The organism is Streptomyces sp. NPDC021622 (assembly GCF_040640795.1).
In the GTDB taxonomy this organism is placed as follows: domain Bacteria; phylum Actinomycetota; class Actinomycetes; order Streptomycetales; family Streptomycetaceae; genus Streptomyces.
On sequence record NZ_JBFACK010000005.1, the window covers coordinates 199,459 to 211,796 of the forward strand.

At 69.6% G+C, this 12,338-nt stretch carries 14 protein-coding genes and 1 pseudogene; 6 read left to right on the plus strand and 9 right to left on the minus strand.

Features of this window, described 5'->3' with window-relative positions; translation table 11 throughout:
• Positions 1 to 374: 374 nt before the first annotated feature.
• From AB0G47_RS11730 to AB0G47_RS11745, 4 genes are all read right to left on the minus strand, one after another.
• Positions 375 to 584, minus strand: coding sequence for a ferredoxin (locus AB0G47_RS11730; protein WP_266870746.1), 210 nt, complete (start codon positions 582 to 584; stop codon positions 375 to 377).
• Between the two features lie 2 nt (positions 585 to 586).
• Entirely contained in the window at positions 587 to 1,813 is a 1,227-nt protein-coding gene (locus AB0G47_RS11735) for a cytochrome P450 (RefSeq protein ID WP_360767298.1), read from the minus strand.
• A gap of 144 nt (positions 1,814 to 1,957) precedes the next feature.
• Positions 1,958 to 2,740: an alpha/beta fold hydrolase gene (locus AB0G47_RS11740; RefSeq protein WP_360767301.1), complete on the minus strand. Its 783-nt coding sequence runs from the start codon at positions 2,738 to 2,740 to the stop codon at positions 1,958 to 1,960.
• A 44-nt stretch (positions 2,741 to 2,784) separates the two neighbouring features.
• On the minus strand, positions 2,785 to 3,720 hold the full coding sequence (locus AB0G47_RS11745; protein ID WP_360767303.1) for an oxidoreductase: 936 nt from the start codon (positions 3,718 to 3,720) through the stop codon (positions 2,785 to 2,787).
• An 81-nt stretch (positions 3,721 to 3,801) separates the two neighbouring features.
• Between AB0G47_RS11745 and AB0G47_RS11750 the strand changes: the two genes are divergently transcribed.
• Positions 3,802 to 4,404, plus strand: a complete 603-nt coding sequence (locus AB0G47_RS11750) for a TetR family transcriptional regulator (RefSeq protein ID WP_360767306.1) — start codon at positions 3,802 to 3,804, stop codon at positions 4,402 to 4,404.
• Between the two features lie 109 nt (positions 4,405 to 4,513).
• Here the strand turns inward: AB0G47_RS11750 and AB0G47_RS11755 are convergent, their stop codons facing one another.
• Complete coding sequence (locus AB0G47_RS11755) at positions 4,514 to 4,822, minus strand: HGxxPAAW family protein (RefSeq protein ID WP_360767309.1); 309 nt, start codon at positions 4,820 to 4,822, stop codon at positions 4,514 to 4,516.
• A 121-nt stretch (positions 4,823 to 4,943) separates the two neighbouring features.
• Here AB0G47_RS11755 and AB0G47_RS11760 point away from each other — a divergent pair, with 121 nt between their 5' ends.
• Positions 4,944 to 5,417 carry a MarR family transcriptional regulator gene (locus AB0G47_RS11760; RefSeq protein WP_360767311.1) on the plus strand — a complete coding sequence of 158 codons (474 nt, stop codon included), beginning with the start codon at positions 4,944 to 4,946 and terminating at the stop codon, positions 5,415 to 5,417.
• Here the strand turns inward: AB0G47_RS11760 and AB0G47_RS11765 are convergent.
• From AB0G47_RS11765 to AB0G47_RS11775, 3 genes and pseudogenes are all read right to left on the minus strand, one after another.
• A complete protein-coding gene (locus AB0G47_RS11765; RefSeq protein ID WP_360767314.1) occupies positions 5,390 to 6,766 on the minus strand; it encodes a DUF1254 domain-containing protein in 1,377 nt (458 codons plus the stop codon). The two genes, AB0G47_RS11760 and AB0G47_RS11765, sit on opposite strands and share 28 nt — an antisense overlap.
• A 29-nt stretch (positions 6,767 to 6,795) precedes the next feature.
• A pseudogene (locus tag AB0G47_RS11770) lies at positions 6,796 to 6,918 on the minus strand (50S ribosomal protein L31); the annotation flags it as partial.
• Between the two features lie 254 nt (positions 6,919 to 7,172).
• A complete protein-coding gene (locus AB0G47_RS11775) occupies positions 7,173 to 8,219 on the minus strand; it encodes a Ku protein (protein WP_360767317.1) in 1,047 nt (348 codons plus the stop codon).
• 93 nt (positions 8,220 to 8,312) lie between these two features.
• Between AB0G47_RS11775 and ligD the strand changes: the two genes are divergently transcribed.
• From ligD to AB0G47_RS11790, 3 genes are all read left to right on the plus strand, one after another.
• Positions 8,313 to 9,209, plus strand: coding sequence for a non-homologous end-joining DNA ligase (gene ligD / locus AB0G47_RS11780; RefSeq protein ID WP_360767319.1), 897 nt, complete (start codon positions 8,313 to 8,315; stop codon positions 9,207 to 9,209).
• On the plus strand, positions 9,206 to 10,087 hold the full coding sequence (locus tag AB0G47_RS11785; protein WP_360767322.1) for an RNA ligase family protein: 882 nt from the start codon (positions 9,206 to 9,208) through the stop codon (positions 10,085 to 10,087). Before ligD ends, AB0G47_RS11785 begins: the two co-directional genes overlap by 4 nt.
• Before the next feature lie 114 nt (positions 10,088 to 10,201).
• The gene (locus AB0G47_RS11790) at positions 10,202 to 10,630 is read left to right on the plus strand and encodes a DUF4440 domain-containing protein (RefSeq protein ID WP_360767325.1); all 429 of its coding nucleotides are present in this window, start codon (positions 10,202 to 10,204) and stop codon (positions 10,628 to 10,630) included.
• 15 nt (positions 10,631 to 10,645) lie between these two features.
• On the opposite strand, the gene AB0G47_RS11795 is transcribed toward AB0G47_RS11790, so the two are convergent.
• Positions 10,646 to 11,449, minus strand: coding sequence for a nuclease-related domain-containing protein (locus tag AB0G47_RS11795; protein WP_360767328.1), 804 nt, complete (start codon positions 11,447 to 11,449; stop codon positions 10,646 to 10,648).
• 286 nt (positions 11,450 to 11,735) lie between these two features.
• Here AB0G47_RS11795 and AB0G47_RS11800 point away from each other — a divergent pair, with 286 nt between their 5' ends.
• Positions 11,736 to 12,323, plus strand: coding sequence for a class F sortase (locus AB0G47_RS11800; protein WP_360767997.1), 588 nt, complete (start codon positions 11,736 to 11,738; stop codon positions 12,321 to 12,323).
• Positions 12,324 to 12,338 lie beyond the last annotated feature (15 nt).

A 12,338-nucleotide genomic window follows, 5' to 3' on the forward strand; every position in this document is an offset into this window, starting at 1 on the left:
ACCCAGACGCGCGTACGGATGGGGATCGCATACAACAACTCGTATCTGAATTCCACTGTTCAACTGCCCGCCCCCTGTTAAGATTTTCCCGCTCTCCCGTTACGCGGAATTCACACACAGGGGCAAGGGCGCATGCCGGTGCACCATTCACGGAAATCGCCGTGTGAATGGATGGAATGAAGGCATGACAGACCCGTTCCCGGCCCGTCGCCCACCGAGAACCGGCGGGCGACGGAATTCAGGACGGGTCGAGATCCGCGATGAATATCAAGAACGCGGCGCACTCCCCCGTGCACTACATCGTGCACTCACCCGTGCACTACTTTGCGCACTCACCTGTGCACTGCCTCGTGCACCGATCGTGCACTACACCGTCAGCGCGCGATCGCCTCGCGCACGACGTCGATCGCACCCACCGGGCACAGCTGGGCGGCCAGCTCGACCGACTGCTCCAGGTCCGCGGGCGGCTGCGTGACGCGCAGCAGCACCAGACCCTCCGTGTCGTCCTGGTCGAAGACCTCCGGGGCGTTGACCACGCAGTTCCCGGAGCCCGCGCACAGCTCCCTGTTCACCGTGATGTGCATGGTCACCACGTCACCGGCAGCTCGGCGACACCGAACGTCACGGCCATCGGACGCTGCGGGACATCGGCCAGCTTCAGCTCGGAGCGCAGGTTGGGGAAGCGGCGGGCCAGCTCGACCAGCGCCACCCGCAGTTCGGCCCGGGCCAGCGGCTGGCCGATGCACTGGTGCAGGCCGAAGCCGAACGCCATGTGCCGGTGTGCCTCGCGCCGCTTGGGGTCGAAGCCGTCGGGGTCCTCGAAGACCGAGTGGTCCCGGTTGGCCATCGACAGCATCGCCACGACGCCTTCGCCGGCCTTGATCTGCTGACCGCCGATCTCGGCGTCCTCCATGGCCAGGCGGGGCAGTCCCGTGCGTACGACGGTGATGTACCGGAGCAGCTCCTCCACCAGGCCGGGCGCGAGGCTCGGGTCCGCGCGCAGGGCGTCGAGCTGCCCGGGGTGTTCCAGGAGCGCGAGGGCGGAGAGGCCGATCATGTTGGCCGTGGTCTCATGGCCCGCGACGAGCAACAGCATGGCCAGGCTGACGAGTTCGTCCTCCCGGAGCTGGCCGGTGTCCACCCGCTCGACCACGAGCCGGCTGAGCAGGTCGTCCTCGGGGGTGGCCCGCTTGAACTTGATGAGGTCACCGAGGAGTCCGGCGAGCGCGCCAAGGGCGGCCTGGGTCTCTTCGGGACCGGAGTTCCTGTCCATGATCACGCGACTGTGATCCTGGAAGAAGTCATGGTCGGAGTACGGGACTCCGAGCAGATGACAGATCGTCATCGAAGGGACGGGGAGCGCGAACTCGTTCATCAGGTCCGCGGGCGGCCCGATCTCCCGCATGCGCTCCAGCGCCTGGACCACCGTCTCCTCGATGAGCGGCTCGATCCGCCGGATGTTCTTGATCATGAACTCGGCGGTCAGCATCCGCCGGAACCGGCTGTGCTCCTCGCCATCCATGAAGATGAACAGGCCCGACGCGTCCTCCTGCTTGGGAGGTATCGGGTTGAGTATCGGAAATCCTGTCTTGTACTGGTCCGAGCTGAACCCGGGATGCCGTAAAAGCTGTCGTACGTCGTCGTGCTTGCTGATCAGCCAGGCCCAGCCCCCAAAGGGAAGCCGGACTTTTCCGACAGGCCCCTCGAGTCGCTCCAGATCCGCTCCCTTGACGGGAATGAACGGGTTGTCGTCCGGGCCAATAAACGGGAATGCCGGAAGGCTTGAGACATCCACGTTTGCCACGTCCCCCACTACGTCAACACCTCGCAGAACTCGGTATTGGAATGAGGATTCAGCCTAACAAGGAGGTTGACCGAAGAATGATCGATCGTGAGACAGGTCACACAACTCGCAAGAGGCCGGATTCAAAACCGGGCACCTGATATTGATGCTCCCTTACGACTCCGCCGCACCCCTCTGCACCAGCAAATCGGAGATCTGCTCGCGCACGGCTGCCGCGACGACCTGCATCTGGTCGCTCAGATAGAAATGGCCGCCCGGATAGGTGCGCAGCTCGAAGCCGCCGTCCGTGTGCTCGCTCCACGAACGCACCTCGTCCAGGGTCGCCCTGGGGTCGTCGTCGCCCACATGCCCGCGGACGGGAGCCGCGAGACGGGGTCCCGGGACGTAGCGGTAGGTTTCAGCCGCCTTGTAGTCGTTGCGGATGGCGGGCAGCGCCATCCGCAACAGGTCCTTGTCCTCGAACACCCGCGTATCGGTGCCGTTGAGCGCCCGCAACTCCGCGATCAGGCCGTCCTCGTCGCGCAGATGCACGGGGCTGTCGTCCGCACGCCGCCGGGACGGTGCGCGTCGCCCCGACGCGAAGACGACGAGCGGCCCGGCCCCCTTCTCCTCGAGACGCAGGGCGAGTTCGAAGGCGATCATGGCGCCCATGCTGTGCCCGAAGATCGCCAGCGGCCGGTCCCCGTACGGGAGCACCTCGGGGAGCAGCGCGTCGGCCAGGCCGCCGATGGAGTCCACACCCGGCTCGTCGTACCGGTCATGGCGCCCCGGGTACTGGACGGCGAGCACCTCCACCTCGGGGCCGATGGAGCGGGCGAACGGGAGGTAGAACGGCGCGGAGCCGCCGGCGTGCGGCAGACACAGCAGCCTCGCCCGCGCGTTGGGGGCGGGGCGGTACCGGCGGATCCACGGTCCGGTCTCGATTTTCGCGGTCACCTACATGTTCCTTCGGCGCTCGTTCAGTTCGGGTCGTACGTCGCTCAAGCCGCCGCCGGGAAGGCGAACTTGACGGCGGTCAGCTCCTCCGAAAGATCCCACAGCTTGCGCCCGGTGGCGGCATCGGCGGCCGACGGGGCGAGCTGAACCCGCTTGGGCGCACCGCGCAGTTCGCCCATGCCGTCGGGACCGATGAACTGGCCGCCCTCCATGTCCGGGGCGGTCGCCGCGTACAGCTGGGAGAGCGCGCCCTGGTCCGGGGTCTGCGCGAGCGGCGAGAGGATCTTGCCGAACAGCAGCTTCACCATGCCGACCGGCGAGCTCGTCTGCAGGTTGGTCAGCGTGTAGCCGGGGTGGGCGAGCACGCTGCGCACCGGGCTGCCCGCCGCGGTCAGCCGCTGGTGCAGCTCCCAGCCGAAGACGGCGTTGGCGAGCTTCGACTGGTTGTAGTAGCCCATGGGCGAGTACTTGCGCTCGCCGGAGAGGTCGTCGAAGAAGAACTTCGCCTGCCGGTGGTTGGCCGAACTCACCGTGACCACACGGGGGTTGTCGCCCGCCGACAGCTGGTCGAGGAGCAGCCCGGTCAGCGCGAAGTGGCCGAGGTGGTTGGCGGCGAACTGCAGCTCGTGGCCCTGCGCGCTGAGCGTGCGGGGCGGCGCCATCACACCGGCGTTGTTGACGAGCACGTCCAGGCGCGCATGGTCGGCGCGCAGCCCGTCGGCGAAGTCGCGCACCGAGTCCAGATCAGCCAGGTCGAGACGGCGCACCTCGAGCTGCGCGTCCGGCTGGCCGGCGGTGATCTCGGCGACCGCCCGGCGTCCCTTGGCCTCGTCGCGCACGGCCAGGATCACGTTCGCGCCCTTGCGGGCGAGCGCACGCGTGGTCGCCAGACCGAGGCCGCTGTTGGCTCCGGTGACGACGAACACACGGTTGCTCTGGTCGGGGATCTGCTCGGTCGTCCAGCGCTGCTGACTGTTCATACGACACAAGTTGCCCCACGTGGCATCGAGTGTCAAGCCGCGCCTGGGTGCCATCGGCGCCATGGCGTATACGATGCAGGGGTGACTACCCGCCCAGAAGTGACCCTGGCCCAGCGCAAGCGTCAGCTCGTCGCGGACGAGCTGACCGGAGCAGCACTGAAACTGCTGGCCAGCAAGGGGTTCGACGCGGTCACGGTCGACGAGATCGTGGCCACCGCAGGCGTGTCCAAGCGGACGTTCTTCCGGTACTTCGCGTCCAAGGAGGACGTCGTCGTCCAGTTCCTGGCCGACATGGGCGCCGACATGCGCGCGGAGCTGGCGGGCCGCCCGTCCGAGGAGTCACTGTCCGCGGCCCTGCGGCACACCGTCCTGGTCTCCGTGAACGCCTGCGCCGGCCATTCCGAACAGGCGCTGCGCGTGGTGCAGCTGATCCTGGGCACGCCGGCCCTGCGCGCCCGCTTCCTGGAACGCCAGGCGCAGTGGCGCGACGAGCTGGCGGCGGAGGTGGCCGATCGTCTGGGCCTCGCCCCCGCCACCGATCTCTTTCCGCAGCTGGCCGCCGGGGTCGCTCTGACCGCCTTCGACACCGTGCTGCAGCGGTGGAGCGACAGCGACGGTGCGGAGGATGCCGGCGGGCTGACGGACCGGGCCTTTGCGATCATCGCTCCCGCGTTGGACAGGTGAGCGCTCCACCGGGTCTGCCGTGTCGTGCCGTCGGGCGACTGCGGGTCCGTCGGGGCCGGGCGCGCAGTTCCCCGCGCCCCTTCGGGGCGCGACCCTGGGGCTCGGTCGCTTAGGAAACCGCCCGCGCACCTCGCCGTCCCGCCATCCGGCAGCCGACGCAGTTGTCGTGTCCCTCGCGGGCAGCGTGGTCCTTGGTCCGGAAAGTGCGGCGGCCGGCCGGACGCGGGCCCGACGGCTTGCCCCAGCCCGCCAGGTGCAGCGCCCACGTGACGAGCAGGGCCACCACCATGATGCCGAGCCCCAGCCAGATCCCCGGGTCCCAGCCGGTTACGCCCATGCCGGCGACCAGGGCCCCGACCGTACCGATCGTGCAGCCGACCCAACCGGCGATGGTGTGGCCGTCGTCGTGCGTGCTCACGTGCCTGCCTCCTCGCGCCGCCGGTGCCCCCCTGCCACGGCGTGCCGTGGTCGAGCCACCGGCGCAAGACCTACAATGCCTTAGCAAGTGAGGAATTTATCTTACGCGCTAAGGGGTTTCAATGGAGGGCAAGCGCCGCCCCGCGGCCTCCGTCCAGGACGTGCTCGGCGCGATGGACGACCTCGTCACGACGAGCGTCGTCGGCCAGCAGGAATTCGCCCGCAACCTGGGCCTGAGCGTCACGGACCTCGCCTGCTTCTCGTACATCCTGCAGGCCGGGGACTCCCCGGTGACCGCGGGCGATCTGGCCGGGCGCGCGCATGTGACGACGGGCGCGGTGACCGGCATCATCAACCGCCTGGAGCGCGGCGGTTTCGTCACCCGGCAGCCGGACCCCGCCGACCGGCGCCGGGTGCGCGTCACCGCCCTGCCGGCCGCGGCCGAGCGGGTGCGGAGCGTCTACGGCCCGTACTACTCACTCCTCGAAGAACTCTTCGAGGACTACACACCGGAAGAGATCGCCGTGCTCTCCGACTGGTGCAAGCGCGCGAGCGCACTCGCTCGCACCTACGTCGACGACTCCTGCGGGCCCTGACCGCCCGCACCCTCCCGATCACGGCGCACCGGCGGCAGTTGATACGTCCCGTCGAAGACCGCGGCGCGCGGCGTGTACATCCGCACCACAGGACGGAAGCGCCCTTCGGGCGTGGGCAGCCAGTTGGCGGCCGTCTTGTCGTCGGCGGGCCGCCCGGCCTGCAGGCGCAGCGTGAGCGAGCCGTCGTCCCCGTACGCGAGACCCGGGGTGCGATCGCCGATCGAGTACCGGTCGACGGGGTTGTCGACCAGGTAGTAGTCCGGCAGGCCGTACATCGTGACCGACCAGAACGCGTCGACGGGTGGCGGTTTCTCGAACCGCAGCGTGTAGGAGCGCGACCCGTCGAGCGGCTCGCCGTCCTCGTCGTTCCACGTCATCGCGTACGCCGCTTCGTACCCGTGATTGCCCCAGAGCCCGGCACGGGCGGCCGCGGCACGCATGGCATGCCCCAACTCCCGATCCCTGCACACCCATTGGGGATCCTTGAGCGTGCCGACCTCGAAGTGATCGGCGTTGTAGTCGAAGGCGTGATACGCCAGCTTCCACCCGTTCTGCTCAGGAGCCCCGCCCTCCATCGTGGCCTGCTCGACCTGCTCCTTGCCCGCGGCGAACCCCGCGCGCAGCGCCTCGGCGAGCTCGGGCGCGGCCTGCCCGTACGGGCTCTGCGGGTCCAGCAGGCCCAGCGGTGCGAACCGCTGCTGATACGCCACCTCGGGCGCCGCGGGCGGAAAGGCCGCCATCCGCGCCCGCAGCTTCTCGAAGAACAGCAGCTCCGGCTCGCCGTCCGGGGTGTACGCGTGCGTCGGCAGACCCACGGGCTCGCCGGACGCCGTCCAGTACGGCTCGAGGAGCGTCTCCGCCTGGAGCTCCCGCACCGCCGCCACGTCGTCGGGCCCCGAGCAGGCCCACCGCCCGACGATCGTCGCCACCATGGTCGGCACGGAGATCCGGGTGGCACCCGCGGGCACCAGTTCCTCCCACCCCGGCGGCGTGAGCAGAAAACTCGCCGCCCCGGTGCCGGTCGCACGACGCCCCACGTACGCGAAGTTGTTGGTCCAGGCGTCCACGAACTGCAGGACGTAGTAGCGCCCCCCGGTGTCCGGCACGGTGAGCAGCAGCGGCCCACCCGACAGATCGATCTGCGCCATGGAGTACAGCGTGTCGTTGTTGACGCTCACGAAGCTGTCGCGGGGCCCGGCGAGCGCGCCCGCATGGCTGAACTCGTTGAACGGGGCAGGCGCCACCGAGCCCGAGCCCTTGCGGGTGAAGCGATCGACTTCGTCGAGGCTGAGCACCATCGGGGAGCCGTACACATAAGCCTCGGCCGCCAGCGCCTGCAGATCGGTCATGCCCCGTCCCCGAAGCGCCGCTCGAACTTCTCCCCGTCGTCCCACTCGATCGTCTGGTCGCTCGACGCGGTGGACCGGGTCAGGAAGGCGTACCCCGCCGAACGATCACGGAAGACGACGGGCCGGTATCCGGTCTGCTTGTCCTGGGTCATTCCTCCAGAGTTCCCGCCGTACGGCTTCCCGGCGACCCTGAAGACGCCAGCCGGGGTACTCAGAGACCTGCACGACCGCATGAAGAGACGGCCCGAAACCCGGCATCGAGACGCGAGGGGACGTGTCGGTATGTCCGCACGGAGCACGGTACGCAGCGCTCGCGAGCCGAAGCAGCAAGACGCTCGGACCGAGATGGCGAGTACGGACATACCGGCGCGGCCCCGCCCCCAAGACGAACAGCCCCGCACAGCCACTAAGCCGAGGCCCGCTTCTTCGGCGCAGCCTTCTTCGCCGCGGCCTTTGTCCCGGACGTCGACTTCTTCGCGGACGTCGACTTCGTCGCAGTCGACTTCTTGGCAGTGGACTTCGTAGCGGTCGACTTCGTAGCGGTCGTCTTCTTGGCCGTCTTCTTCGCCGCCGAAACGGACTTCTTCCCGCCCACCTGCTTCGGCGCGGCCGGCGCCCGCTTCCGACGCGAGGCCAGCGGCGTGACCTCGGCCTCCTTCTCCTTCTCCTCCTCGCCCCGCGCACTCCGCGCCGCCCGCACACTGCTCTCCAGCGCGGCCATCAGGTCGATCACCTTGCCACCACGGGCACCGGCAGCGGCCGGCTCCGCCGGGGTCTTGCCCTCCGCCTTGGAGGCGATGAGTTCCTCCACCGCCGCGCGGTAGTCGTCATGGAGGGACGACATCTCGACCTCGCCGAGCGTGTCCATCAGGGCGTCCGCCAGATCCAGTTCCGCGTCACGGATCTTGACCTCCGTGTCGGGCGCGACCCCCTCCGGGGCACGGATCTCGTCCGGCCACAGCAGACCGTGCATCGCGATGACGTCGTCCACCACCCGCAGCATCCCGAGCCGCTCCCGCCCCCGCAGCGCGTACTTGGCGATCGCCACCTTCTGGCTGCGCTTCAGCGCCTCCCGCAGCAGCGTGTACGGCTTGGCTGCAGGCACCCCGTTCGCCGACAGGTAGTACGCCGCGTCCATCTGCAACGGATCGATCCGGTCACCCGGCACGAAGGCCACGATCTCGATCGTCTTGGCGGTCGGAATGGGCAAGGAGGCCAGATCCGCATCCGTGATCGGGATCATCGACCCGTCCGCCTCCTCGTAGGCCTTGCCGATCTCGGCGGACGTCACCTCCTTCTCCTCCAGCTCGCACACCTTGCGGTAGCGGATCCGCCCCCCGTCCTCCAGATGGATCTGCCGGAAGGAGACGGAGTGGCTCTCGGTGGCGTTCACGAGCTTGATCGGGATGCTGACAAGACCGAAGGAGATCGCACCGTTCCATATGGATCGCACGTCAGGCGCCTCTCAGTCGAGGAGTAGTTCCGAGGAGTACTAGCGGGGAGTACTTTCGGGGTGGTTTGTTCCGATTCATGCGACTCTCATGGTATGACGCCGATCACCGAGGTGGAGGGGCGGCGGCTGGCCCTCAGCAATCTGGAGAAGGTGCTGTACCCGGCCACGGGCTTCACCAAGGGCGAGATGCTGCACTACTACGCCAGCACGGCGGGCTCCCTCCTCGCCCACCTCTACAACCGCCCGGTCTCCTTCCTCCGCTTCCCGGACGGCCCGGACGGCCAGCGCTTCTTCGCCAAGAACGTGCCGCCGGGCACCCCGTCCTGGGTGCGCACCGCCGACGTGCCGCGCTCGGACGGCAACGCCCGGCAGATCGTCGTCAACGACCTCGCCACCCTCATATGGGCCGCCAACCTCGTCACGGAGTTCCACACCCCGCAGTGGCAGGCGGACACCCCCGCCGTCGCCGACCGACTCGTCCTCGACCTGGACCCCGGCGCCCCCGCCACCGTCGTCGAGTGCTGCCGGGCCGGCCTCTGGCTGCGGGACCGGCTCCGGGCCGACGGCCTGTACGTGTACGCGAAGACCTCCGGCTCCAAGGGCCTGCACCTGCTCTGCCCGCTGGAGCCGACGCCGTCCGATGACGTCACCGCGTACGCGAAGGAACTCGCGAAGGAGGCCGAGCGCGCGCTGCCCGCCCTCGTCGTCCACCGGATGGCCAGGAACCTGCGCCCCGGCAAGGTCTTCGTCGACTTCAGCCAGAACGCCGCGGCGAAGACGACCGCCACCCCCTACACCCTGCGCGCCCGCCCAGAGCCGACCGTCTCCACCCCGGTGACCTGGGAGGAAGTGGAGCAGTGCGGCACCCCGGAGCAGCTCGTCTTCCGGGCGGCGGACATCGCGCCCCGCCTCCAGCGGTACGGGGATCTGCTCGGCCCGCTGATCAACGCGAACCGCGCCCGGCCGCTCCCCCGATCGGGTCCCTCATGATCAGCCTTCCGGTGCGGGTCGCCCTCGCCGAGTCCGTCACCTCGCTGCCCGACGGCACCGGCTGGGCCTTCGAGCCCAAGTTCGACGGGCATCGGCTGGTCGTGATCACCGAGCGTCGCCGGGTGATGCTGCAGGCCCGGTCGGGCCGGCTCGTCACCACCGCGTTCCCCGACCTCGCCGAGGCCGCGCGCCGGCTGCCCGCGGGGACCGTGCTCGACGGCGAGGTCGTCGTCTGGGTCGAGGAGGGCATCGACTTCGGGGCCGTGCAGCAGCGCGCCAACGCCACACGCGCGCGGGCCGCCCTGCTCGCGCGCGAACTCCCCGCTTCGTACGCCGCCTTCGATCTGCTCGCCGAGGACGGCGACGACTGCCGCGCCCTGCCTTACGAGGAGCGGCGCGCACGCCTCGTACGCCTCCTCGGACCGCTCGGCCCGCCCCTGCAGCCCGTGCCGATGACGACCGACCGCGAGCTCGCCCTGACCTGGTACGAGACCCTGACCGCGACCGGCGTCGAAGGCCTGGTGATCAAGCGGCTCGACGGGGCCTACCGGGGTGCCACGCGCGCGTGGCTGAAGCTGCGGCACAGCGACACCCGGGACGCGGCCGTCATCGGCTTCACCGGGAGTCCGGCCCGGCCGCACGCGCTGGTGCTCGTACTGCCGGGGGACGGCACGCCCGTGGTGTCGTCGCCGCTGACTCCCGCGCTGCAGACGGCGGCCGCGGCCGCGCTGCCCGAGGCGAAGGGCGAGGGGACGGCGACCGCCATCGGGATCGGCGAGGTCACCTATGCCGCACTGCCGTCCGATCCACCCGTCACGGTGGAGGTCAGACAGAACACGACCCGGCACGCGACGGCGGTGGTGGTCCGCTTCCGCTGACCAGAATGCCGACCAGAACGAAGAGTGACCCACATCACAGCTAATCAAGTTTGACTAATGACCGGATCGAGCATACCTTCCTCCGTAAGTAGTCAAGCTTGATTAGGAGACCGCGTGACCTTCCTGCCCGAGACCGGATACGTCCCGACCGACGAGGACCGCGCGAGCCTGGCCGCCTGGTTCGCCGAGTACGACGCCCACAGCGCCAAGCGCGACGTGGAGCGCATGGCCGATCTGGCCGTCTTCCCGCTCAACCTGGTCAGCGACGACTCCGCGGGCGACGGGCGCTCCACGCAGTGGGACCGGGAACAGTTCGTCGCGACCATGACGCATGTGATGGGCGACGGGAGCGAGGACATCAGCTTCGAGTCCACGCGCACACCCGTCTTCCTCTCCCCCGCCATGGCCGTGGTCTTCACCGACTCGGTCATGACCGCGAACGGCGAGACGCAGCAGCTGCGGTACGCCGACATCCTGGTGAAGCGGGGCGGCGCCTGGGCCTTCCAGACCATGATCCAGGGCGGTTGGGGGGACAACCTGTGAGGAGCCTGTGAGGAGTTAGAGCCGCAGCCAGGTGTGGCGGTCGCGTGCCATCGCGTGCAGCGCCGCCACATCGGCCGGTTTCAGGACGCCGCCGGTGCCCGCGAGCGAGGAGATCTCCTCGTCGCGCACGATCCGCACCCCGCGCGGCGGCTCGGCCATGGCGAGGCCCGCCGCCCCGGAGAGGGCGAGCACCGGGCGGATCTCGGCGGTCAGCGCGAAGGACGCCCGGTCCGCGTCGGCGCGCAGCTCCCGCAGCAGCGGCTGCGGTTCCGAGCGGCCGACCGCGACCATCGGGTCGGCGATCCGCACCCGCTGCTTGCGGGCCGCGAGCGTACGGATGCCGAAGAGGCCGCCGGGGCCGATCACCAGGTGGTGGATGCGGGCGCCGCCGGGCAGCGGGACCGAGTGCAGGGTGTACCAGCCCGCCGCTTCGAGTCCGTCGAGCACCTCGCCGACCGCCTGCTCCGCCGCGAGCGCGCGGCGCCGCGGGTCGGCGCGCAGCCTGCGGGCGGGCGCCGGGTCGCGGTCCAGGGCGATCAGGAGGGCCTCGCCGGGCCGGTTCGGGGCGAGGTCGTCGTCCGGGTGGAGCGCGAGCCGGGCCAGTTCGGACGGGGTCGGCACGGGTGGCGGGCCGACCGAATAGCCGCCGGTCAGGAACGGGGCGAGGACGTGCAGGACGTCATCCCTGCGGTCCTCGCTCAGCAGGTTCACCCGGGCCGATTCCCTGTCGTACCAGGCCACGTTTGCGCCGTCCGCGAGACAGACGTAGAGCCTTTCCTGGCCGTGGCGCCAGGCCGGTATGACGCGCAGTCCTGTCATGCCATCACCCCTTGCCCATGGGACCAGCCGGGGCGCGCCTTGGGCAATACGCGGGGGCGCCCCGCAGGCGAACTCTGACGAACAAGCATTTCCCGCCCACTCGCCCGATTGCCCCGCACGATTACCCCGCGTACCTATGGGTCGTCGTTACACAGCCGCCGAATCGCTGCAATAGCGGACATTTAACCTCGCAGGAGTCCCCCACGCACCGTAGGAGCCTGAAGTGAGCACCCCCACCGAAGAAGCCGCCTTCGAAGCCCCCGCCAAGCGCCGCCCCACCGCCCGCATCGTCGCCGCCGCCGCGCTGACCGGCGCGCTCGGCGTCGGTCTGATCGCCTGCGGACAGGGGTCCGGCTCTCCCGCGCCCGACGTGAAGGTGAACAACGCCAAGGCCGCTCCCGCCGCCCAGCCCCAGGCGCCGCTGGAGAAGTCACGGCCTACGGGGCTGCGGATACCGGCTGCCGGTGTCGACGCGACGTCGATGCTCGACCTGGCCGTGGGTGCGGACGGAGCGCTCGGCGTGCCGCCCGTCGACAAGGCGGACGAGCCCGGCTGGTGGACCGGCGGTGTCACCCCCGGCGAGAAGGGGGCGGCCGTGCTCGTCGCGCACTACGACACGGCACGGGGCCCCGCGCTGATGAAGGATGTGGCGAAGGTCAGAATGGGGGACGAGATCGAGGTGCCGCGGGCCGACGGCAGCACCGCGACATTCAAGGTGCGGGAGATTCAGCAGGTGGACAAAGAGAACTTCCCCACCCATAAGGTGTACGGGGCGACCGACCGGCCCGAGCTGCGCCTGCTGACCTGCGGCGGACCGATCAAGAATGGTCACCGCACCGACAACATCATTCTCTACGCCGATCTCGCGCCGTAGCCCATCACGCAGGCA